Source organism: Pseudomonas sp. SG20056 (assembly GCF_031764535.1).
GTDB lineage: Bacteria > Pseudomonadota > Gammaproteobacteria > Pseudomonadales > Pseudomonadaceae > Aquipseudomonas.
This window is the reverse complement of record NZ_CP134499.1, coordinates 3,123,039-3,143,622: the sequence shown is the minus strand read 5'-3', so window position 1 is coordinate 3,143,622 and position 20,584 is coordinate 3,123,039. Positions and strand designations below refer to the sequence as shown.

Sequence of the window (20,584 nt, the reverse complement as noted above, 5' to 3'; positions counted from 1 at the left end):
GCTGAGCCCGTGCCTTGCGATTTGCTCCATCGGTCGGATTACCCGTTACGGACATCAGACTGGCGCAGGGCGATGGCCGGTAGGCCGAGAAATTAACAGGCGAGTCGGCTAGAATGCCGGCCTGGTAATGAGGGTAGGGCATCATGGCGGTAATTGGACGAATGAATAGTTTGCAGGTCGTGAAGCACACCGACTTCGGCCTGTATCTGGATGGCGGCGCGGATGGCGAAATTCTATTGCCCAAACGCTATATCCCAAGTGATACCCCAAGTGAAGTGGAAGACTGGTTGAACGTCTTTATTTACTTGGACAGTGAAGACAAATTGATTGCCACCACGGAAAAGCCAAAAGTTCAGGTGGGCGAATTCGCCAGTTTGAAAGTTGTGGATATAAATCGAGTGGGCTTATTCCTTAATTGGGGTTTGCCGAAAGATTTATTGTTACCGCACTCCGAAGAAAAGCGCCCGTTGCAGATTGGTGATTACTGCGTGGTGCATGTATTCCTTGATAAGCGCAGCAAGCGCATCACCGCTACTGCTCGATTGGATCGTTACCTGGATAACGTGCCGGCCAACTACAAGGCGGGTGAGGAAGTCGACCTGTTGGTGGCCGAATCCACGGATATGGGCTTCAAAGCCATTATCAATGGCAAGCACTGGGGCCTGATCCACAAGAACGAATTGTTCAAGTTCGTGCGCAGCGGTATGCAGGAAAAAGGCTTTATCAAGGAAGTGCGCGCCGATGGCAAAATCAGCTTGAGCCTGCAGCCAGTGGGTCAGGAGGCTGCCAGCAGCCTTGGGGAACAGATTCTGGCCAAGCTGCGCGAGCACGATGGCGTACTCAAGGTGAATGACAAAAGTTCACCTGAAGAAATTGCCGGGCTGTTTCGGGTCAGCAAGGGCAACTTCAAGAAGGCCATTGGCGGTTTGTACAAGCAGGGTCGCATCGTGATCCACGAAGACCGTATCGAGCTGCCGAGCAAGTAAGCAGCAGCGCTCCGCGTTTACGACTCACGGCATTACACCAGCAGTGAGTCGTACGTTCTGTAGTTAGCTTGCTAGGCTTGAGGTGTCAGCTTGAGTCGCGTTGCAGGTGGCGTACTGCGCGACTCAATGGGCATCTTGCCGGTGTAGCTCAGTCGGTAGAGCAGCGCACTCGTAACGCGAAGGTCGCAGGTTCGATTCCTGTCTCCGGCACCATCTAAGCCAATCAGTTAACCGCCACCAAACTGGGAGAACGATGCCGTTCGACTGGGTTTGGTTTTTTGCGGCGCGGCAATTCTGCCGGCGTAGCGCCAGTCCCAGGGCGCGACTATGTCTTCGGCGGGCAGCTGCCAGAGGCCTTTACCCATGTTTCTGGCCAGGGTTTCGGCATCCTTGAGGCGGTGATCCTTCAACTGTTTGCTATAAGCCCAGGCCGCGCCCTGTGCGACCAGGGTGTAATTCACGTCTAAGCCGCCGACGAAAGCGCGCGCTAGCGTTCTGCTGTAGCGGTCGACTTCTTGCACATGCAGGACCACCTGCTTTTCCAGCACGAGATCAGACAGTGCCTGCTTGGCTTCGGTGCCATAGGGCTGCTTTCTTTCTGGCGCGTCGATTTCCGCAAGGCGCACCCGTAGCCGTTTGTTGTCAGTGGTCAGGCAGCTGAAGGTGTCGCCTTCGCTGATGGTCATCACCCGGCAGATGAATTGCTCAGCAGCCGCCAGGCCGGGCAGGCAAGCGAGAAGGAGTAGAGCGATACGGATAGTCATCTGGTTGGCGATGCTCAGGCGAATATATAGCCAGTGATAGTAATGAAAGCTCCGCAGATTAAGCGGGACGGGTATCGCGAAACAGCACTGTGAACGTACAGAGTGTTTTCCTGCACTGACGCCCTGGGTTGCTTGTGCTTTTTCGCCAATCGAGGATGATTGCTCATTATTCGAGCGATTATGTGGCTCGCGCTTGCTCCCCTGGATCAGCGGTCGGAACTGCAGGTGGGGCGGTGTTGCCAAAGATTCAGGTTCGTTTCGCGCCGATGGCGCAGAGGTTGTGATGACAATGTGTCGATATGCGATCAGCCTGGTTGGGCTGCTGTTGGTAACGCCGCTGTATGCCGAGCAGCAGGCGCCGCAGACGTTGCGGGTCATTCCGAAGACCTATATCAGCCCCGGTGCCAGTGGCAGCATCGGCAGCTCGCAGACCATCGAAAGCCATAACCTCTACGGTGGGCAGCGTCTACCCGATGGCCAGCCGCGCCATGAGCAGCGTTACGGCAGCCAGTCGATAGAAAACCGCGGGACGATCAAGCAAACGATTGAGTACCCGAATGGCTACCGGGTGCAGCAGTATCCAGGGCAAAGCACCGAATACTACAAGCGCAGCCGCTAACAGGCCGTTGAAGAATTACCTACGTTGCCGATACTGCGTTGAAAACAGGCTCGGAATGCTCATTTACAGCTCGTAAACTCCGCTTCCTTGCCCGTTTTCGCCTTGTCTCGACTGCCTCGCCAACATTCTCAACGACCTGCTAGTTCAGACAGCCATCACCATTCCCCAGCGCAGCGCTAGAAAGGCCAACAGGCCCAGTGGGCCGAACATTAGCGTCAGCACATAACAGGGCAGCAGTGCCCAGTGGCTGATGCCCGCGATGGCACCTTCGTGGCGGATATACAGCCCGACCATCAGATCGAACGCCAGAATATGTATCCAGGCTGCCAGTGCGGCTGTGGGTTGGCGCAGCAGTGAGAGCACCCCGCCGAGGCTGAAGAAACCGGGCCTGCCGGTACCCGGCTCAGGCCGCTGGCGCATCGCGACAAACAGTAGCCAGCTGTAGACGATGGCCAGTAGGACCACGCTGAGGCCCAGCACCAACTCATCGGTATAGGGCCAGAACGGCAGACAGACCAGCATCAGCCAACCGCCCAAGGCGATCAGCGAAGTGAGTTTGAACAAGGGTTTCAACGGGGCCATGGCGTGCTCACTGGGCAAGGTGTGAGCTCAACCATAGCGGATGCGGTGATTGCTGCCCCTAGGTATCAGCGGCTGAATACAACGTCATCAGCTGGCGCGAGGGCCAGCTGATGAGCGCGGTTTACTGCTTCTTGCCCCAGAGTTTTTCCAGGCGTTGATCACGGCCGCAGCCGTTGCGGTAGTAGTTGTAGCGCAGCGGATTACGTTGGTAATAGTCCTGGTGATAGTCCTCGGCCGGGTAAAAGGTGCTGGCGGCGAGAATTTCCGTGACCACTGGGGCCGGCAATCGTCCAGACTGCTCCAGCGTCTCCTTGGAGGCCTCGGCCAGTTGCTGTTCTTCGGCGTTGCTGTAGAAGATTGCGCTGCGGTACTGCGGGCCGCGGTCGCAGAACTGGGCGTTGGCGGTGACTGGGTCGATGGTGGGCCAGAAGGCTTCCAGCAGCTTGGCGTAGCTGGTCTTGCTCGGATCGAAGCGCACCTGCACCGCTTCGATATGCCCGCTGCTGCCGGCTGATACTTGTTCGTAGGTAGGGTTGTCGACATGTCCACCGATATAGCCGGAGGTGGTTTCAATCACGCCGGGCACTTTGTCGAAGTCCGATTCGGTGCACCAGAAGCAGCCGCCGGCAAAGATCGCCACGCCTGGGTTTTCCACCGTTGGCGCACTGACTTGTGGCTGCGGCGCTTGCGCAGCGGTGGGTTCACAGGCAGCCAGCAGGCCGCCCAGAGCGAGGATGCTGCTGGCCAGCAGACGGCTGCGCCAGGTCGAGGTGATCGCAGTCATGTTCAGCTCCGCAGCTCAGGTAAGGCTTCGCCTTCGGGGATAAAGCGCAAGGCCACGCCGTTGTTGCACCAGCGTTCGCCGCGCGGTTTTGGGCCGTCGTCGAAGACATGGCCCTGATGCCCGCCGCAGCGTGCGCAGTGGTATTCGGTGCGCGGGAAGAACAGCTTGAAGTCGCGCTTGGTGCCCATGTGGCCGGCAATTGGCTGGGTAAAGCTGGGCCAACCGGTGCCGCTTTCATATTTGTCCTGGCTGGCGAACAGCGGCAGGTAGCAGGCGGCGCAAAGGTAGGTGCCGTCGCGTTTTTCCTGATTCAGCGGGCTACTGCCGGGGGCTTCGGTGTCTTCTTCGAAGAGCACGGCATAGGCTTCGGGCGTCAGTAGGGCGCGCCAGTCGCCATGGGGTTTATCCAAGGGTGTCACGCTACTGGCGATGGCTTGCGCCAGGCTGAGTGGGGCGTGACCGAGCAGGGGCAGGGCTGGCAACAGGGCCATTCCCTTGAGCAGGGAGCGTCTTTTCATGGCGGTGCTCTGTGTGAGGTGTGGCCAATAGACAGAGGTAAAACCGAGTTGTTACAGCTGTGCCGGCCGCGCGCGATAATTTTCTCGCGGTAAGTTGTAAGCAAAGATAAATCGCACGCTCAGGCGATAGGCAGGCTGCTGGTGGTATCGACGCCGTCATCGATGATGATGCAGTTACGCCCGGCATTCTTGGCGCGATAGAGGCGTTCGTCGGCGCGCTGCAGCATGCTTTCCCAATGCTCGTCGCGGCGCAGGATGGCCCCTCCGACCGACATGGTTACCGCCCCGCCAGGCCCGCGCAGATGCTGCGCCACTTGTTGCTGCAGATGTTGTGCGGCTGCCAGCAGGCCGGCGCGCTCGGTGTTGGGCAGCAGCAGGAGGAATTCCTCGCCGCCGAAGCGGAACAGCCGGTCTTCCTTGCGCGAGGAGCTTTTGATCAGCTTCACGAAGTCCACCAGCACCTGGTCGCCAGCCTGATGGCCGTGGTTGTCGTTGATCCGTTTGAAATGATCCAGGTCCATCACCAGCACGCCGTAACTGTTGCCGTGACGGCGGTAGATGGAGGCGGCGATCTTCAGCTCTTCATTCATCGCCCGGCGGTTGCGTGCGCCGGTCAGCGGGTCATGGATGGCCAGTTGTTGCAGCTGGTCGCGTTGGCTGCTGGTGCGGTAGGCAAAAACGAAGCTGAGGATGCTGGCCATCATGCTGGTGACCAGAAATGAAACCATCTGGTAGTCGCTTTCGAACACCGCCCCCGGGTTCAGCTGGCCGTAACCGACCAGGGTTGTGAGCACCAGAATGGTGGCAATCAAGGCCTTGGTGGGCGACACCATATAGAAGTTGAAGAGGATCAGCGGGTAGATCCAGAACAGGCCGTTGACCCCCAGGTTGATGGCGATCAGCGTTGCGCCGGCAGAGAAGATGGTCGCCAGGTAAATGCCGGGTTTGATCGTGTCACCGGTACGCCAGGCATAGAGCACCGCGAGCACAGTGGAGACGACAATCACTGTGTCAGCGGAGCCTACCAAGTAGTTACCGGTTGCTAGCCGGTAAACGGCATAAGGGGTAATACCAATCACGCCAAACAGGCCCATCAAGGTGATGATGGACAGCTGGAAGTCGTTACGCAGGCGCCTGAGCAGCCGCGATATCCGCATAGGTAAAGGCCATTGTTGTCGTTGTTATGAGCTAAGCATGCAGAGCTTGCCCTGGCGATGGCAATAGTAAAATCCAGCAAAGTGCCAGCATGGGCCACTATCTGCCGAATGGCGCCCTGATGATCTGGTACTAAGGTTCCAGCCCTTGTGCTGCAAGGCTTGGGCGCGGCGCGCGGAGGCGTGCCTGCAGGCTTTTGCTGCGCTGATAGCGGGCCAGGCGCTCAGCCAATGGCTGAGGCAGCTCGGTGCAGGGGGCAAAGTTCTGGCGCAGGTAGAAGTCGCTGAGCTGTGGATGGCAGAACAACCAGACCGGTGAGGCGCAATCGGCCAACGCGGCTGCGATCAACTGGCGTGCTACACCTTGCCCACGCCAGCGTGTATCGACCAGTAGGCTGGTTAGCCAATGTCCGTGCGCGACCTGCTGCAGGCAGAGCGCGGCGACGATTTCCCGATCTTCTGCCACCCACAGCTGTGCGCCAGCAGTGGCACGCATGGCGGAGCGTTGGCTGCGGTAAAACTTGTCGGCAAGGGGTTTATGCGAGGAGGGGAGTAAGCGGTAGTGCATTGCGGGTACTGTTGAGACGGTGAGTGGATGCCTGAGCGCAAGCGCGATGCTTGCCTCAGACTGGTGGCTCAGGCGTTGGCTGCGTGGCTGCCGAGCAGGGTTTTCGCACCTTGCTTGTCTTTCTTGTCCATGCGCTTTTCGCTGGCGGTTTTCAGCGGCTTTTTCTTTACTTGTTTCTTCGAATCCATACCTTTGCTCATGATCTTCACCTCTGACAATGTCGTGGTTGAACATTCTGGAGCGGGCCATCCCCTCGCGGTGAAGCGAGGCTGGTACTTGGAGTCTACGCCCATGCTGGACGAATAGCTGAGGCGTTATCCGGGCGTTTGGTTGCAAGCCTGGGTTCGACTGGTTAACAGTTCACCGGCAAAATCGGTGGCTGGCGGTGACAGCCTGGGCTTGCCGCCGCATCATGGGCTTATTACGCCGCGTACAGCCTGCTTGCTGTGCGACTGTTGAACCCCGAAGTCGAGACATTGATGGAACAAGCGCTGATTTATGCCGGCCAGAGCGTGCCTGGGCGGGTGCGTGGGCACAATGAAGATGCTCTGTTGTGTTGCCCGCAGCTGAATCTGTGGGCGATTGCCGACGGCATGGGCGGTCATCAATGCGGCGAAGTGGCCAGTGCCCTGGCGCTGCAGGCGCTGCAGGCGGCCTGCGCCGACGGTCAGGAATTGGTTGAGGCGGTGCATGCGGCCAATCAGGCGATTCTCAGCGTTGCGCGCGCCGATGAGCAGCGCGGCATGGGCACCACCCTGGTGGCGGTACGCTTCGCGGGTGCTGCGTTCAGCATTGCCTGGGTCGGCGACAGTCGCGCCTATCGGGTCAGTGCCGGGCATATCGAGCGCCTGACCCATGATCACAGCTGGGTGCAGACGATGATCGATGCCGGACAGATGAGCGTTGAAGCGGCGCGTAGCCATCCGCAGCGCAATGTCATTCTGCAGTGCCTGGGCCGTGATGATCAGCCGCTGGAAGTCGGCATGTTGCAAGGCTTGCTCGGCGAGCATGAGTTGCTGCTGCTGTGCAGTGACGGCCTGACCGGCGAGCTGGAAGACGCGCAGATCCAGCAATTGTGCAGCAACGCCCAGACCCTTGATGAACTGGTAGAACAGCTGCTGGCGCAGGCCAACGAAATGGGTGGCAAGGATAATATCTCCTGTATCGTGCTCGGCCGTGATGCGGCCGCGCCCAGCGTCGAGGCCAAACCGCGTGGTTTGCTCAGCCGCCTGTTTACCTCCCGCAAGCCCTAACCTGCCGGTGTGCACTGACTTCCATGACTGAACAATTGCTCGAAATCCCCGGTTATCAGGTGCATGGTCGCCTGGGTAAAGGCGGCATGGCCGAGGTGTACCTGGCCACCCAAACGTCGCTGCAGCGCAAGGTGGCGATCAAGGTGCTGCTGAGCGCGGATGATCAAGCGTTCAGCCAGCGCTTTCTCAAGGAAGGCCACATCGTGGCGTCCCTGCATCACCCCTCGATCATCACCATCTACGACATCGACCAACTGGCCGATGGTCGCCACTACCTGACCATGGAGTTCGTCCCGGGTGGCGATCTGGCGCAGCACAAGGGCGAGGTGTTCGACCTGCCGCGTGCCTTGCGGATCGTGCAGCAGGTGGCCAGCGGCCTGGCCGTGGTGCATGACAAGGGCCTGGTACACCGCGATATCAAACCGGCCAACATTCTCTTTCGCAGCGACGGCACGGCGGTAATCACCGATTTCGGCGTGGCCAAGGAAGTCGAGCTGGACCATGATCTGACCCAGTTCGGCATCGCCGTCGGCAGCCCGTCCTACAGCAGCCCTGAGCAGGCGCAGTGCCAGGCGCTGGATGCGCGCAGTGATATCTACAGCCTGGGGGTGATCCTGCTGGAGATGCTCACTGGAAGTAATCCTTATCGCGCCGCCAACTACACCCAGACCGTGATGAACCACCTGCAGATGGACGTGCCGCAACTGCCGGCACATTTGCAGAACCACCAGTGGCTGCTCGAACGCATGCTGGCAAAAGACCCGGATGAGCGATTTGCCGACTGCAAGGTGCTGCTGGCGAGCCTCGATGAGCTGACCCGCGATGACCCGGACAGCACGCGCATCGCCCCCGCGCTCAGCCTGGGCAAGCCGGCCAGGCGCAAAACTGCGCGCAGTACGCTGTGGGTCTCGCTGCTCGCCGGTGTCGTGTTGCTGGCCGGTGCTGCCGGCGGCGGTTATTACCTGTATCAGCAGAAACAGATCAGCGACTACCTGGCGCGTGCCGAACTGCGCCTGCAAACCGGCAACCTGCTGGCGCCGCCGCAGGACAACGCGGATTACCTGTTCCGCCAGGTGCTGGCGCTGGATGCAGATAACCCAGCGGCTCTGGACGGCCTGGCGCGGGTGCTGCAGGCGCGGATCAATCAGTACTTGGCATTGGCTGAGCAGCGTCTGGCTGATCAGCAGTTGCTGCTGCCTGAGGATGACAGTGCGACTTACTACTTCCGTCAGGTGCTGGCCTGGGAGCCTGATAATCTGCTGGCCCTGGCCGGGATCAACCGAGTGGCGCAGCGCTATATCGAGCAAAGTGAGGGCGCCTATAAGCGCCGCGAGTTTGCCCTGGCCTTGGCGCTGGTGCAGCAGGGCCTGGAAGTAGAGCCGGCCAACGAGCAGTTATTGCAGTTGCTGGATGGCCACGAGCAGCGCGTGCGACTGGCCCAAACGCCGCGGCGCCGGCCTGCGGCGGCCGAACAGCCAGCACCGGTTAACCCGGTCAAGCGGCTGTGGAACAACCTATTTGATTAACTCGTCATGCTGGCGTATTGCTACCTGCCTGATTGGCAGGCAGCATGCGCGCCTAGCCCTTAGTGCCGCCGGTTGATGCCAGGGTGCGGCGGGTTACAGATGGTTGTTTAACCGATGTTGGCGGAGTGCGCAGATGCTCAAAATTCACTTCAGTGATAATCGTCAGGCGCCGATCTGGCTGGTCGACGAGCGTTTCACCATTGGCCAGGACAGCCGCAACAGCCTGGTGTTGGTAGATCCGAGCATTGGCGCGTTCCATGCGGAAATTCGCCAGGATCATGGTTTTTACTACCTGACCGATGTCGGTAGCCCGAGCGGCTCCTTCGTCAATGACGAGCGGATCAATACGCGCTTTCAACTGCGTGCTGACGACCGTGTGCGCCTAGGCGCTGTGGAGCTGCTGCTGGTCGATCCGGCGCGCAGCAAGACCAAGGCCGAACAGGCCGCGCGCTGGTATCTGCAGGTGATTCAGGGCGAGCACGAAGGCAAGAAATTCCATATCAACGGTTCCATGACTTTTGGCCGTTCGGTGAAGTGCGAGCTGTGCTTCAGCGATCAGGAATTGTCGCGCCGGCACTGCGAGTTCTACCTCAAGGATGACGTGCTGGAGGTCAAGGACCTGGCCTCGGCTAATGGCCTGCTGGTCAACCAGCAGAAGGTTGCGACGGCGGTATTGCAGCCGGGTGACCAGCTGAGGATGGGCTCGGTCAGCCTGCTGGTGATCGGCCCGAAAAGCACCGTGGCGCCGAGCGAGGATGAAGATGCCACGCTGTTTATGCGCGCCGTGGATCTGCCCAAACCGCTCAAGCCGGCGCCTCTGTCCAGTTCACAGAGCAGCCAGGCCAACCCGTTGCGCACGGCCGCGCAGGCCAATCCGATGCGCGCTGCGGTCGCGCCCGTCAGTGCGCCCAGCGGCCTGAACAAACCACTGCTAGTGCTGGGGTTTTTGCTGGTGACGGGGCTATTGGTGGCCGCTGCGGTGTTTGTTCTTTAAATACGACCTGGCAGGTGCGTTCCGCTCTGCCCGATTGGTGAATAATCTGACTTGATACGACAGTGCCAGATGGCTGCTTTGGCGTTAGGCTACGCCTCTTTGCACTGCCATCTGTTGTCGGAGTCTCCGTGAAGCCATTGCTCCTGTTGCTATCTGCCTGTTGCCTGGCGTGCCAGCCGTTAAGCGCGCTGGCCTGGTCCAATCATTCGCTGGGCAGCCAGTTGGCGTTGCAGGCCGTTCCCGAGTTGCAGCGCACCTTGAGTTACGAGCCGCTGGAGGCTTTTCTCGATGCTCAGGCTCCGGCCATCGAGCAGCTGCTGGATCAGCAGGAAGCCTTTGCCCGCGCGCATTTTGCGGATTACCCGGCGCGTCCGGATGCCTTGCGCTTTAGCGCTGCGACCACAACTGCAGCTGACAGACGCAGTGCGTTTCTGCAGGCGTTGCGGGTCAATCCGCAGATTCGCTTGGCCGGTTTCGTTCAACAATTGCCGGGGCAGGTCGATGACGGCCGGCCGCGCTTGGCTGCCGAGCAGGTGCTGGTGTTTCGCAAGATCGGCCCCTGGAGCCACTGGCGTTACCTGGCCTTGCAGCCGGGCGAGGCGGTGAGTGCCGTGCAGGTGCTCAGCAGTGCGGCCGACGAGCCGGACTATGGCCACGACATCAACCTGTTCAGCGACAACCCAGGCGAAGTCGGCGCGCACTACAACTTTGGCGCGCAGCCCTTTGGTGATGCGCGCTTCGAGTATTCCTCCCAGGCGCCATTTCATATTGGCTACTACCACGAGCCGGAGCTGGTGTTGCAGGCGGCGCCCTATCTGCGCCGCACTCTGCCGCACTGGCGCATCTATCAGTACACCAGTCTGGCGCGGCTGGCCCTGGAAAGCGGCCACGATTACTGGGGTTACCGTTTTCTCGGCTGGGCGCTGCACTACATGCAGGACCTGACTCAGCCCTACCACGCCAAGACCGTGCCGGGCGTCGCCACAGCCGAGCTGATGCTGATCGCCCTCAAGGCGGCCAGCGGTTATCCCGAAGATCGTCTGGCAACCATTGCCCGAGTGGCGGACCGGCACACGGCGATTGAGGAATATCAGCTGGAGCGTATGCAGCAGCTGATGGATGAGCAGGCGGCCTCGCCCCTTTTGCAGGCCTATACGCAGAACCCGCAGGACAGCTACCCGGTCTACTCGGTGAACTACGCGCAGCAGGTGGTGGCGGCCGAGTCCTATGCCAGTGCCGATGCCTTTGATGAGTTGATTGGTCAGTGGCTGGCGCGCAAACCGGCGGCGGCTCCGGGCTTTAGCGGTGGTAACCAGCTGGCCCAGGCTGAAGCTGATCCACTGCTGGAGCAGTTGCTGGTGGAGCTGTTCAAGCGCTTCGGTGCGCACACCCGCAACGTTGTGCAAACCACCCTGGCGCAGCCAGCGCCTAGCGTACCGGCGGCGCAGTGAACCACAGCTCGCGCCGCTGCAAGGGCGTGGCGCTGGGTAGCAGCGGGTTATGCAGTTCGATCCGCTGACGCTGGTCGAGTTGCGCACGCTGCAGGCTGGCGGCGAAGTGCTGCTGGAATAGACGCTCGAAGGAGCCATCGGCAATGGCTTTTTCCATGCCTATGCGCACGGTTTCCGCCAGCTCCGGGCGTTTGCGCGAGAAGAAGAAATACATCGCCGTGGGGTAGTGCAGCAGCACATGCGGATCGACGACCAGTTGCTGCCCGCGCGGGTGTTCCAGCTCATCCCAGATTTCGATCACCGAGCGCGGAAAGTAGTCGAAGCGCTGCGCCTGCAGCATGCGAAACAGGCTGCCGTAACTGGATGAAACCCTGACCGGCAAACCATGGGCGCGGAGGATTTCGCTGTCCGGCCAATCATGGCCCTGGCCTGCGGAAAACTGGCGCAGATCCTCAAGGTTGCGCACATTCTTGAGCAGCTGCGCGCGCTCTTTGGGCAGCAGAGCGATGCGCCAGCCGAACAGGCCCTTGTCCAGCGGAATACGCACCGGCAGCAGGCGCTGCTCGCGCTCGACGCTGGTCATGCTCCAGGCCACGTCGAGGCGGTCGTTGTGCTCCAGGTTAACCAGCGCGCGCTCCTGCTCCATGCTGTAGTGCGAAGGCTCCAGGCGCAGCGCGCTGCCGGCTTTATCCAGCGCCAGTTGCAGCTGCGCCAGGGCATAGATGGAGCGAAACTCATCGCCATCGGCCCGGCGGGGGTAGCGCAGGGTGTCGCTCTCATCGGCCTGCAGTGGCGGGGTTAGCAGGCTGACCAGCAGCAGGCCGCAAAGCCAGCGCCAGGCCGCCTGCGAAAGCATGCGGGGCATTTCGGTTAGAGTCCTTTCAATACCGGTCCGGGGTTACGTGACCGGACTGTGCGGCGCGCATTATGCCAGCCTGGCGAGCCGCCGTTATGCCGTAGGTCGCATGCCCTGAAGCCAGGCTAGGCGTTGCTGCGCAGAAACTGTCCGTAGCCGCGCGCATGCCCCAGGTCGCTGGCGAACTCGCCCTGCTGAAAGGCGATGCGTCCGTTGATCAGCACGGCATCCACCGCCGCGCCGCGGTTAACCATGCGCTGCAGGCCGCCGAAGGCGTCCATCGGTGCCTCCTGGTAACTGGCCAGTGACTCATCCAATGCACTCGGGTCGATGATTACCAGATCGGCACGAGCGCCTTCGTAGAGCCTGCCGGCATCGATATCGAACCACTCGCCCAGCTCGCCGGTCAGGCGCCAGATTGCGGTTTCTATCGGCATTACCGCTTGCCCGCGCAGCTCGGCGTCGCGCACCAGTTTGAGCAGACGCACGCCGAAGTTGTAGAAGGCCATATTGCGGATATGCGCGCCGGAGTCGGCAAAGCCGATCAGGGTGCTGGGTTCGCACACCAGTTTCTCCACCACCTCGGGGCGATGGTTGGCGATCAGGGTGCGCCAGCGCAGGCGTGGGCCGTGGGCCACCAGCAGATCGAGAAACAGGTCGGCGGGATGTTCGTCGCGGGCCTTGGCCAGTTCGCCGACGCTTTTGCCGACCACGCTGGCGTCCGGGCAATCGACAATCCAGGCGTCGTCGAAGTCGCGGTGCCAGACTCGTGGGCCGAATTTCTTCTCCACGTCCTGGCGAAAGCGCAGGCGGTAGGCCGGGTCCTGAAACAGTTGGCTGCGCATGTCGTGGTTAGCCAGGTGCAGCGCGGCCTGGCCGGCGGGGAATTCCTCGAAGACCACGAACTCCATGCCATCGGCATAGGTTTCGAATGGCACCGGCAGGGTTTGCCAGCGGAAGTCGGCGCGGGCCAGGCGATTGATCCAGCGCGTCAGCGGGCCGAGGATCGGCGCAAGCCAAGGGTCGGCTTTGACGTCCATCAGGGTAATCAGGGTGGTCTTCAGCGGTTTGCGCCACCAGCCGCCGATGCTGTCCCAGAGAAAGGCCAGCACATTCAGCTTGGTCACCAGGTTCGGCGCGCCCTGATGGATGCGTCCGCGCCGCCGCAGGATCTTGTTCAGTCGCGCGTACTCGGCCCAGGGCGCATACACCGAGGGTAGGGATTTCGAGCGCTGGCGGTCGCCATCAAGCTTGTCCCAGGGGTTGGTCATGCTCGACAGGCCGAGCAGGCCGGCATCCAGCGCATCTTCGAGCAAGCGTTCCATCTGCTGCTGTTCGTTTTCGCTGGGGCGTACCTTGGCGTCTACCGCGCGCTCAAGACCGAGCACGGCGACGCGCAAATCGGAGTGGCCGAGGAAGGAGCAGATATTCGGCCCCAGCGGATGCTGATCGAGAAAGGCGGCGAATTCGCCGGCGCTGTTCCAGGTCTTGCGCGCCTGCAGCAGCGGCAGCACATGTTCACGCGGCACCGATTCGACGCGGGTAAACAGGTCGGAGCAATCTTCCGGGCTGGACAGCACCATGCTGATCGAGCAGCTGCCGATCATCACGGTGGTCACGCCATGGCGTACCGACTCCTTGAGCGCCGGGGCGGCCACCAGTTCGGCGTCGTAATGGGTGTGCATGTCGATAAAACCGGGTGTCACCCAGCGGTTTTGTGCATCAATCACCTGGCCGCAGCCCTGTTCATCCAGGGCGCTGGCGCTGATGCAGGCCAGCTTGCCGTCACGGATGCCGAGGTGACGTACGACGCCGGGTGCTCCGGTGCCATCGAAAAACAGCGCGTTTTTGATCAGCACATCGAACATCGGCAGGCTCCTGGGCGAATGAATTCGGCCAATCGAGCTTAGTCTGCTACGCGCGGTGGCTATGAGGGCGTAAGTGAACAAGCTGGGGCCTATTCGGCCATGGGCACGTAAACCCGTCAGCCGTTCAGACGTTAAGGCGACGGCGCTCGGCGCTGATCTCCGGTAGGTCCGTGCGGCGTACGTAGACCCGCAGCGGTTCGCTGATCGCCAGGCGGTCATCGATGTTCTGTTCCAGCAGCAGTTGCAGGCGCGTGCGGTCGAGGTTCATCAGCTCGCCTTCAAAGGCGCGCCAGACGAATTCGCAAGTGGGCGTGATGCTCTGTTCGAGTACGTCGAGGCCGAAGGAATCCTCGGAGAAGCGTACGATATAGCGCCCGGTCTTGGCGTTGAAACCAACAAAACCCTGCAGTTGGTCGGCAGCCGCGCAAATGCTGGCGGAGGTGATGCTCATGGAAACCTCGTCGATGGCAGTGGAAGTCATCGACATAGGCTAAGGCGCTGGGTGTTGAGCGTCTTGCGGTGGATCAATAAGTGGGTTCGGCAGGCTCGCTGATCTGTTGTTGGGCTATTTATTGCTCAAGAAACGCGTTGCGCAGGCGCTGGAGAGCCGCGACATGTTGCTCAAGAATTGCCAGCTGGGCGGCTGCCGGTTGGCGGCTTTGCGGGTTATCCGGGTTGAGGCATGCGGCGGGCTGGACTGCCGTAAAGGCATCCCAGCGGATTGTCGCCGCATGCCCCTGGCTGCTCAGTAGTCGCGCCAGGCTGCCGTCATTCAGCCAGCTGGCAGTGAGCCACAGGTTGTCCGCAGCCCCGTCGGCACAACCGCTGGTCGAATGGTTGTGCTCCAGCTCCACCAGTTGCCCATCAGCGAACAGCGCTTCATAGCTCAGGCTGTGTTGGCACTCGGCGGATACCTCGCGGGTAGCGTAGAGCGACAGGCGTTCAACCTGCGTCTCGTTGACCTGCAATTGCAGCAGATGATGGCGCGACAGTTGCCAACCATGCAGCTCGGCGGGTAGAGGCGGCCTCAGTTGCAAGCTGCGTTGGCCGGCGACGGCTGTGCTTGGCGGGTCGCTTTGTACGGCCGATGCCAGCTCGAGATAAAGGCCGGCATGGCTGTGGCTGGGACGAAAACGGTAGTGATCGGCATCGACGATCTGCACTTGTTCGTCACAGGCGGCAGTTTGCTGCTGCATGGCCCCGCTCGCGTCGCTCCAGCGGTAGCGCAGGCGAATACCCAGCTCTACTGAGCCCTGGCGCGACAGTAGGCCGTATTGCTGCGCCAGTCCGGTTTCCGGCACCGCCGGCAGTATTACCTCCAACGTTGGCTGCGGCCGACCAAACCCGCCAACAATCGGCAGAAACAGTTGCAGCGTGCTCAGGGTGTAACCACGGTGCTCGGGGTTCTTTTCGTTGACGCTAAAGCTCAGGGTGCGGCCATGGCTGGCAATCTGCTGCTGGGTCAATTCCATTTGCTGAAGGATCGGTAGCAACTTGCTGCCGATCGGTAGGGTGCGTTCACGTCTGGCAGTAACGCCTGGGATCAGCCAGCGCGGCTCGTAGATGGCATCGACTCGCAGCTGGGCTGAGGCGAGCATGCTGTCCAATTCGGCGGCCGGCAGCAGGCCACCAATATGCTGAATGTCCAGCTCGACCTGCAGCGTGCGGGCGCTTGCCGGTGCGATCTGCAGGCCAATCATCAAACCCAGGGTGGTCAGCCAGCGAAGGGGCATAGGCGGGGCTCCGTCAGCGAGTCAAAGCGGGGGCGTTGTTCATACCATAGGCCGTTGTGGCCGCTTGGCAATTTGCTGGGGAGGTGAGGGGCGGTCGTTGCTGTGGGGAGCACCTGGCGCGCCATTGCAGCTCGCCAGGAGAATGGGTTCAGTCTTTGCTGGTGCTGGAAAATGCGCTGATCTTGCCGAACGGTGCGCTTTGCATATCAACCTTTACCGCCATCAGCGGCGAGTTGTTAACCCAGACATCATCGATCACGATGGTTTCACCGATGTCGTCGTTATCGGCGGCCACCAGTAGGTAGTAGGTGCCGTCTTCGGCGGCTTCGCCATCCCAGCTGAGGCTGATCTGACCAACCACGGCTTCGGCACGCGAGGGCTTGTCGGCAATCACTGCGCCGTAGGCGTCCAGCAGCATGGCGCGCGGTTTCAGGGCGTATTTGCTGACACCCATGCACGGCTCGTTACACAGCGAGTGCACATTGAGGGTGTAGCGCTCGCCTTTCTTAAGCTGCAGGGAAAATATCCGGTAGTTGGAGATCGAACTGCCGAAGTCCAGGCGCGGCTCGTCGGCGCTGATCGGCCATTGCGGCGCCAGCAGGCCAGGGTTGAGCGGCAGCGGGATGGCCTGGGTGTTGTGGATGGCTTCCAGGGCGCTCTTGGCCATTGGCGTTTTGCCCGCCCTGACCTCTTGCTGGTAGGTCGTCTGCGGGTTGCTGGCGCAGGCGCCGAGCAGTAGGCAAGCGGCCAGAATCAGAAACTTGTGCACGGTAAAACTCCTGTGTGACAACGTCCTTGTGTACACGCCGGGCGTGGGTGGCGCGGCGGGCGGCGATTCTACCCGCTTTGTGAGGCGCGGGCAGTGGTCAATCGGCCAATTCGACGAACTGCGCACATTGATGGGGGCAGTTGGTGGGCCCGCAGCGCATCCTGCACGGCGGGCCTGGTCTGTTTCTGTTTAGCCGGAAAGCCCGACGTAGACGTTCTGCACGTCATCGTGGGCGTCGAGGGCTTCGAGGAAGGCTTCGACTTCTTCCAGTTGTTCTGCAGTCAGGCTGCTCACCGGGTTTTTCGGGATATAGCCGATTTTCGCCGAGTTGACGCTGAAACCCTGTTCCGGCAGTGCGCGGCACACGGCGTCGAGGTCAGTCGGCTCTGTGATAAACAGGGTGTTGCCTTCATCGGCCGGCTCGAAATCCTGAGCACCGGCTTCGATGGCAGCCATTTCCGGGTCGGCACCGTTCTCGGTGCTGGCTTCGATCATGCCGACATGGTCGAAATCCCAGGTCACCGAGCCGGAAGCGCCCATCTGGCCCTTGCGGAACAGCACGCGGACTTCCGCCACCGTGCGGTTGATGTTGTCGGTCAGGCACTCGATGATCACCGGCACCTGGTGCGGGGCGAAACCCTCATAGGTGGCTGAGTGGAAGGTTACGGTGTCACCCAGCAGGCCAGCGCCTTTCTTGATCGCCCGCTCGAGGGTTTCCTTGGGCATCGAGGCTTTTTTTGCCTGGTGGATGGCTAGGCGCAGCTTGGGGTTCAGGTCTGGGTCGGCGCCGTTACGGGCGGCGATCATGATTTCCTTAACCAAGCGGCCGAAGATCTTGCCTCTGGCGTTGGCCGCGGCTTCTTTAGGTTTGGCTTTCCACTGGGCGCCCATGGGTTATCTCGTCGTTGCGGGTTAATAGGTGGGTCTCGGATCTGCTGTGCGCCGGTGGTTACGCGTTAACAATGGCCGCGCTTGCCAGCGCAAGATCCGAAACAAATTCTAAAGGCTGCGATTCTAGCCCTTCGAGGCGCTGGCGGCACCTGTGGCGCTGCAATCTGCCGATCAGTACTGTGCTGTACGGCTTATTTGCCGAGTCTCTGTATGGGCGTTGTGGCGCTGCTGGCCGCTTTAATAAGCGTTGATTAATTACTCTGGAACGCCCATGCAACCCAAGGATTTACTGCTGGCCCTGGTGGTGATCATCGTCTGGGGCATGAATTTTGTGGTGATCAAGATCGGCCTGCACGAGATGCCGCCGATGCTGCTGGGCGCGTTGCGTTTTCTTCTGGCGGCCTTTCCTGCCGTGCTGTTTATCAAGCGCCCGCAGATTCCGTTGCGCTGGCTGCTGGCCTATGGCGTGACCATCTCGCTGGGGCAGTTCGCCTTTCTCTTCTCGGCCATGTCCGTCGGCATGCCGGCCGGCCTGGCGTCGCTGGTGCTGCAGTCACAGGCGATGTTCACCCTGCTATTTGCCGTGCTGTTGCTGGGGGAGCGTTTTCGCTTGGCCAATCTGTTCGGCCTGCTAGTGGCGGCCGGTGGGTTGCTGCTGATTGGCTCGCAGGGCAATGGCCTGATGACCTTGGCCGGTTTTCTTCTAACGCTCTGCGCTGCCGCCATGTGGGCGCTGGGCAATATCGTGACGCGCAAGTTGGGCAAGGTGAATCTGGTTGGCTTGGTGGTGTGGGGCAGCCTGGTGCCGCCACTGCCGTTTTTTGCGCTGTCTTGGCTGCTGGAAGGTCCCGAAGTGATCGAATCAGCGCTGCGTGGCTTTAGCCTTGATACCTTGCTGGTACTGGTCTACCTAGCGTTCGGCGCGACCATTCTTGGCTATGGCCTGTGGAGTCGCTTGCTGTCGCGCTATCCGGCTAGCCAGGTGGCGCCGTTCTCGCTGCTGGTGCCAGTGGTCGGACTGACCTCTTCGGCATTGCTGCTCGATGAACGCCTGAGCAGCCTGCAGCTAGTCGGTGCGCTGTTGGTGATGCTCGGTTTGCTGCTGAATTTTTGCGGCGGCTGGTTGCAGGAGCGTTTGCGCGCGCGTTGGGCTTAACGTTTACCCATGGCGCGGCGAGTCCCACTTGGCGCTGGGCCAATCTTCTTTTCGTGGCTCGACTTGTTGCCCTTCTGGTGCCAGGGCTGATCGTCCTGTTTGCCAGAAGCAGCTTTGGCGGCGCCGAATAGCGAGGCAAAGCCGCTGGCTTTAACCGCGTTGGTGGCGTTGCTCTCGCTGGCGGACGGCGCGGCGCTGTCGGCAGACTGAACGGCGAGGGTGGGTTCAGCTGCTGGAGTCTGGGTCATGACAAGGTCCGCGGGTGCGAGAAGAAAAGGCCGGCGAGTATACCTGGCTATTGCCCGAGGTTCTGGACTGTTGGTCAGTGGCGTGATGCCCGAAGGGCGCTGCGCGAAAAAATAGGATTCGCCGGGCCGGGCGGCCCAGCGAACAGGCAGGATCAGTCCTGGCGGCTGGTCACTTCCAGCAGGTGATAACCGAACTGGGTCTTCACCGGGCCTTGCACCACGTTGATCGGTGCGCTGAATACGACGGTGTCGAATTCCTTGACCATCTGGCCTGGGCCGAATGAGCCGAGGTCACCGCCGCTGCGGCTGGATGGGCAGCTGGAGTTGTCTTTGGCGACTTGGGCGAAGTCGGCACCGCCTTCGATTGCGGCTTTCAGTTCGTTGCACTTGTCTTCGCTGGCAACCAGGATGTGACGGGCAGTGGCGCGGGCCATGGGAATTACTCCTTATAAAGAAGCGGCAAAGCCTACCGGAATCGTTCGGCTATTCAAACGCTGGGCGTGCGACGTTTATCGGTTGGCCAATAAATAAGTGCCTGGAGCACTTACTAACGCTGTGCTGCGACGGCCGTCAGGGATGGGGCATATAAAAAAGGCTTACCCATGGGTAAGCCTTTTGTTGTTTCGGCAAGCGTTTAGCTGCGTTGTTGCTCAGCCTGGCAAGCGGCGGCGGTGAACAGCACATCGGTGGAGGAGTTCAGCGCGGTTTCCGCAGAGTCCTGGACGATGCCGATGATAAAGCCGACGGCGACCACCTGCATGGCCACATCATTGGGGATGCCGAACAGGCTGCACGCCAGCGGGATCAGCAGCAGCGAGCCACCGGCCACGCCCGAGGCGCCGCAGGCGCTGATCGAGGCGAGCAGGCTGAGCAGCAATGCTGTCGGCAGGTCGACGGCGATGCCCAGTGTGTGCACGGCGGCCATGGTCAGCACGGTGATGGTGATCGCCGCGCCGGCCATGTTGATGGTCGCGCCCAGTGGGATCGACACCGAGTAGGTTTCCTCATGCAGGCCCAGACGCTGGCAGAGCTGCAGGTTGACCGGGATATTGGCCGCCGAGCTACGGGTAAAGAACGCCGTCAGGCCACTTTCGCGCAGGCAGGTCAGCACCAGTGGGTAGGGGTTGCGACGGGTCTTGAAGTAGACAATCGCCGGGTTGGTCACCAGGGCGACAAACAGCATGCAGCCCACCAGTACCAGCAGCAGGTGCAGGTAATCGAGCAGGGCCGACATGCCCGACTCGGCCAGGGTGGCCGCAACCAGGCCGAAAACCCCCAGTGGCGCCAGGCGAATCACCAGCTTGACGATGCTGGTGACTGCGCCGGAGAGGTCTGCGAGCATTTGCTTGCTGCTTGGGCTGGCATGGCGGAAGGCAAAGCCCAGGGCAATGGCCCAGGCCAGGATGCCGATAAAGTTGCCTTTGAGCAGGGCGTTGACCGGGTTATCCACCACATTCAGCAGCAGGGTTTTCAGCACTTCGCTGATGTCGCCGGGTGGCGACAGTTCAGCGCTGTTGCTCACCAGGGTCAGGCTGGACGGGAAGGCAAAGCTGGCGGCTACAGCAATCAGCGCGGCGCTGAAGGTACCGATCAGGTACAGCAGCAGAATCGGTTTGATATGGGTCTGCTGGCCGTGCTGATGGTTGGCAATCGACGCCGCCACCAGTACGAATACCAGCACCGGAGCCACGGCCTTCAGCGCCGAGACAAACACCGTACCGAGGAAGCTGACGCTTGCCGCGGCTTCAGGCAGAAACAGCGCCAGGGCTATACCAGCCACCAGGCCGATAGCAATTTGCAGCACCAGGCTGGTGCGGTTGAGCAGTTGGATAAGCGGGTGTTGGGCAGTGGTCATGACATGCAT

23 protein-coding genes and 1 tRNA gene are annotated in these 20,584 nt (G+C 60.9%); 8 read left to right on the top strand and 16 right to left on the bottom strand.

Annotated features, from left to right (window positions below; all coding sequences use genetic code 11):
* Positions 1-143 precede the first annotated feature (143 nt).
* Positions 144-986, top strand: coding sequence for a S1-like domain-containing RNA-binding protein (locus RHP75_RS14980; protein WP_311088886.1), 843 nt, complete (start codon positions 144-146; stop codon positions 984-986).
* A 137-nt stretch (positions 987-1,123) separates the two neighbouring features.
* Positions 1,124-1,199 (top strand) — tRNA-Thr (locus RHP75_RS14975).
* A 14-nt stretch (positions 1,200-1,213) separates the two neighbouring features.
* Here the strand turns inward: RHP75_RS14975 and RHP75_RS14970 are convergent.
* On the bottom strand, positions 1,214-1,993 hold the full coding sequence (locus RHP75_RS14970; RefSeq protein WP_311088885.1) for a thermonuclease family protein: 780 nt from the start codon (positions 1,991-1,993) through the stop codon (positions 1,214-1,216).
* 40 nt (positions 1,994-2,033) lie between these two features.
* On the opposite strand from RHP75_RS14970, the gene RHP75_RS14965 reads away from it, so the two are divergent.
* Entirely contained in the window at positions 2,034-2,369 is a 336-nt protein-coding gene (locus RHP75_RS14965) for a hypothetical protein (protein WP_311088884.1), read from the top strand.
* Between the two features lie 144 nt (positions 2,370-2,513).
* Here RHP75_RS14965 and RHP75_RS14960 read toward each other — a convergent pair whose 3' ends face one another.
* The 6 genes from RHP75_RS14960 to RHP75_RS14935 form a co-directional block, all read right to left on the bottom strand.
* Positions 2,514-2,951 (bottom strand): ABA4-like family protein, encoded by a 438-nt coding sequence (locus tag RHP75_RS14960; RefSeq protein ID WP_311088883.1) that lies wholly within the window; start codon positions 2,949-2,951, stop codon positions 2,514-2,516.
* Positions 2,952-3,072: 121 nt separating this feature from the next.
* Positions 3,073-3,735, bottom strand: a complete 663-nt coding sequence (gene msrA, locus RHP75_RS14955; protein ID WP_311088882.1) for a peptide-methionine (S)-S-oxide reductase MsrA — start codon at positions 3,733-3,735, stop codon at positions 3,073-3,075.
* Between the two features lie 2 nt (positions 3,736-3,737).
* Positions 3,738-4,253 carry a peptide-methionine (R)-S-oxide reductase MsrB gene (gene msrB / locus RHP75_RS14950; protein ID WP_311088881.1) on the bottom strand — a complete coding sequence of 172 codons (516 nt, stop codon included), beginning with the start codon at positions 4,251-4,253 and terminating at the stop codon, positions 3,738-3,740.
* Positions 4,254-4,372: 119 nt separating this feature from the next.
* The gene (locus RHP75_RS14945; RefSeq protein WP_311088880.1) at positions 4,373-5,410 is read right to left on the bottom strand and encodes a GGDEF domain-containing protein; all 1,038 of its coding nucleotides are present in this window, start codon (positions 5,408-5,410) and stop codon (positions 4,373-4,375) included.
* A 130-nt stretch (positions 5,411-5,540) separates the two neighbouring features.
* Complete coding sequence (locus tag RHP75_RS14940) at positions 5,541-5,903, bottom strand: GNAT family N-acetyltransferase (protein ID WP_409079659.1); 363 nt, start codon at positions 5,901-5,903, stop codon at positions 5,541-5,543.
* A 140-nt stretch (positions 5,904-6,043) separates the two neighbouring features.
* A complete protein-coding gene (locus tag RHP75_RS14935; protein ID WP_311092017.1) occupies positions 6,044-6,175 on the bottom strand; it encodes a hypothetical protein in 132 nt (43 codons plus the stop codon).
* Positions 6,176-6,454: 279 nt separating this feature from the next.
* Between RHP75_RS14935 and RHP75_RS14930 the strand changes: the two genes are divergently transcribed.
* From RHP75_RS14930 to RHP75_RS14915, 4 genes are all read left to right on the top strand, one after another.
* Complete coding sequence (locus tag RHP75_RS14930; protein ID WP_311088878.1) at positions 6,455-7,228, top strand: protein phosphatase 2C domain-containing protein; 774 nt, start codon at positions 6,455-6,457, stop codon at positions 7,226-7,228.
* Between the two features lie 23 nt (positions 7,229-7,251).
* Positions 7,252-8,754, top strand: coding sequence for a protein kinase domain-containing protein (locus tag RHP75_RS14925; protein ID WP_311088877.1), 1,503 nt, complete (start codon positions 7,252-7,254; stop codon positions 8,752-8,754).
* A gap of 133 nt (positions 8,755-8,887) precedes the next feature.
* A complete protein-coding gene (locus RHP75_RS14920) occupies positions 8,888-9,748 on the top strand; it encodes an FHA domain-containing protein (protein ID WP_311088876.1) in 861 nt (286 codons plus the stop codon).
* 128 nt (positions 9,749-9,876) lie between these two features.
* Entirely contained in the window at positions 9,877-11,199 is a 1,323-nt protein-coding gene (locus RHP75_RS14915) for a phospholipase (protein ID WP_409079658.1), read from the top strand.
* Here RHP75_RS14915 and RHP75_RS14910 read toward each other — a convergent pair.
* The 6 genes from RHP75_RS14910 to RHP75_RS14885 all read right to left on the bottom strand — a co-directional run bounded on the left by RHP75_RS14910 (position 11,177) and on the right by RHP75_RS14885 (position 17,316).
* Positions 11,177-12,064: a hypothetical protein gene (locus tag RHP75_RS14910; protein ID WP_311088875.1), complete on the bottom strand. Its 888-nt coding sequence runs from the start codon at positions 12,062-12,064 to the stop codon at positions 11,177-11,179. The genes RHP75_RS14915 and RHP75_RS14910 overlap by 23 nt on opposite strands.
* Positions 12,065-12,180: 116 nt before the next feature.
* The gene (locus tag RHP75_RS14905; RefSeq protein WP_311088874.1) at positions 12,181-13,923 is read right to left on the bottom strand and encodes an amidohydrolase family protein; all 1,743 of its coding nucleotides are present in this window, start codon (positions 13,921-13,923) and stop codon (positions 12,181-12,183) included.
* Positions 13,924-14,047: 124 nt separating this feature from the next.
* Complete coding sequence (locus tag RHP75_RS14900; RefSeq protein ID WP_311088873.1) at positions 14,048-14,374, bottom strand: DUF2025 family protein; 327 nt, start codon at positions 14,372-14,374, stop codon at positions 14,048-14,050.
* A 118-nt stretch (positions 14,375-14,492) separates the two neighbouring features.
* The gene (locus tag RHP75_RS14895) at positions 14,493-15,656 is read right to left on the bottom strand and encodes a hypothetical protein (protein ID WP_311088872.1); all 1,164 of its coding nucleotides are present in this window, start codon (positions 15,654-15,656) and stop codon (positions 14,493-14,495) included.
* 148 nt (positions 15,657-15,804) lie between these two features.
* The gene (locus tag RHP75_RS14890; protein ID WP_311088871.1) at positions 15,805-16,425 is read right to left on the bottom strand and encodes a hypothetical protein; all 621 of its coding nucleotides are present in this window, start codon (positions 16,423-16,425) and stop codon (positions 15,805-15,807) included.
* Between the two features lie 189 nt (positions 16,426-16,614).
* A complete protein-coding gene (locus RHP75_RS14885) occupies positions 16,615-17,316 on the bottom strand; it encodes a YebC/PmpR family DNA-binding transcriptional regulator (RefSeq protein WP_311088870.1) in 702 nt (233 codons plus the stop codon).
* A 271-nt stretch (positions 17,317-17,587) separates the two neighbouring features.
* Here RHP75_RS14885 and RHP75_RS14880 point away from each other — a divergent pair, with 271 nt between their 5' ends.
* Complete coding sequence (locus tag RHP75_RS14880; RefSeq protein WP_311088869.1) at positions 17,588-18,472, top strand: EamA family transporter; 885 nt, start codon at positions 17,588-17,590, stop codon at positions 18,470-18,472.
* Here the strand turns inward: RHP75_RS14880 and RHP75_RS14875 are convergent.
* From RHP75_RS14875 to sstT, 3 genes are all read right to left on the bottom strand, one after another.
* A complete protein-coding gene (locus tag RHP75_RS14875) occupies positions 18,469-18,720 on the bottom strand; it encodes a hypothetical protein (protein WP_311088868.1) in 252 nt (83 codons plus the stop codon). The genes RHP75_RS14880 and RHP75_RS14875 overlap by 4 nt on opposite strands.
* Before the next feature lie 152 nt (positions 18,721-18,872).
* A complete protein-coding gene (locus RHP75_RS14870; protein WP_090248458.1) occupies positions 18,873-19,154 on the bottom strand; it encodes a peptidylprolyl isomerase in 282 nt (93 codons plus the stop codon).
* Between the two features lie 200 nt (positions 19,155-19,354).
* A complete protein-coding gene (gene sstT, locus RHP75_RS14865; protein ID WP_311088867.1) occupies positions 19,355-20,575 on the bottom strand; it encodes a serine/threonine transporter SstT in 1,221 nt (406 codons plus the stop codon).
* Between the last annotated feature and the right edge of the window lie 9 nt (positions 20,576-20,584).

Excerpts from the sequence above, each read along its gene's own strand:
- RHP75_RS14870 (WP_090248458.1), bottom strand. The coding sequence starts at position 19,154 with ATGGCCCGCGCCACTGCCCGTCACATCCTGGTTGCCAGCGAAGACAAG.
- RHP75_RS14980 (WP_311088886.1), top strand. The coding sequence starts at position 144 with ATGGCGGTAATTGGACGAATGAATAGTTTGCAGGTCGTGAAGCACACC.
- RHP75_RS14935 (WP_311092017.1), bottom strand. The coding sequence starts at position 6,175 with ATGAGCAAAGGTATGGATTCGAAGAAACAAGTAAAGAAAAAGCCGCTG.
- RHP75_RS14920 (WP_311088876.1), top strand. The coding sequence starts at position 8,888 with ATGCTCAAAATTCACTTCAGTGATAATCGTCAGGCGCCGATCTGGCTG.
- RHP75_RS14910 (WP_311088875.1), bottom strand. The coding sequence starts at position 12,064 with ATGCCCCGCATGCTTTCGCAGGCGGCCTGGCGCTGGCTTTGCGGCCTG.
- RHP75_RS14960 (WP_311088883.1), bottom strand. The coding sequence starts at position 2,951 with ATGGCCCCGTTGAAACCCTTGTTCAAACTCACTTCGCTGATCGCCTTG.
- RHP75_RS14945 (WP_311088880.1), bottom strand. The coding sequence starts at position 5,410 with ATGCGGATATCGCGGCTGCTCAGGCGCCTGCGTAACGACTTCCAGCTG.
- msrA (WP_311088882.1), bottom strand. The coding sequence starts at position 3,735 with ATGACTGCGATCACCTCGACCTGGCGCAGCCGTCTGCTGGCCAGCAGC.
- msrB (WP_311088881.1), bottom strand. The coding sequence starts at position 4,253 with ATGAAAAGACGCTCCCTGCTCAAGGGAATGGCCCTGTTGCCAGCCCTG.
- RHP75_RS14930 (WP_311088878.1), top strand. The coding sequence starts at position 6,455 with ATGGAACAAGCGCTGATTTATGCCGGCCAGAGCGTGCCTGGGCGGGTG.
- RHP75_RS14900 (WP_311088873.1), bottom strand. The coding sequence starts at position 14,374 with ATGAGCATCACCTCCGCCAGCATTTGCGCGGCTGCCGACCAACTGCAG.
- RHP75_RS14880 (WP_311088869.1), top strand. The coding sequence starts at position 17,588 with ATGCAACCCAAGGATTTACTGCTGGCCCTGGTGGTGATCATCGTCTGG.
- RHP75_RS14905 (WP_311088874.1), bottom strand. The coding sequence starts at position 13,923 with ATGTTCGATGTGCTGATCAAAAACGCGCTGTTTTTCGATGGCACCGGA.
- sstT (WP_311088867.1), bottom strand. The coding sequence starts at position 20,575 with ATGACCACTGCCCAACACCCGCTTATCCAACTGCTCAACCGCACCAGC.
- RHP75_RS14895 (WP_311088872.1), bottom strand. The coding sequence starts at position 15,656 with ATGCCCCTTCGCTGGCTGACCACCCTGGGTTTGATGATTGGCCTGCAG.
- RHP75_RS14965 (WP_311088884.1), top strand. The coding sequence starts at position 2,034 with ATGACAATGTGTCGATATGCGATCAGCCTGGTTGGGCTGCTGTTGGTA.
- RHP75_RS14940 (WP_409079659.1), bottom strand. The coding sequence starts at position 5,903 with ATGCGTGCCACTGCTGGCGCACAGCTGTGGGTGGCAGAAGATCGGGAA.
- RHP75_RS14925 (WP_311088877.1), top strand. The coding sequence starts at position 7,252 with ATGACTGAACAATTGCTCGAAATCCCCGGTTATCAGGTGCATGGTCGC.
- RHP75_RS14885 (WP_311088870.1), bottom strand. The coding sequence starts at position 17,316 with ATGGGCGCCCAGTGGAAAGCCAAACCTAAAGAAGCCGCGGCCAACGCC.
- RHP75_RS14875 (WP_311088868.1), bottom strand. The coding sequence starts at position 18,720 with ATGACCCAGACTCCAGCAGCTGAACCCACCCTCGCCGTTCAGTCTGCC.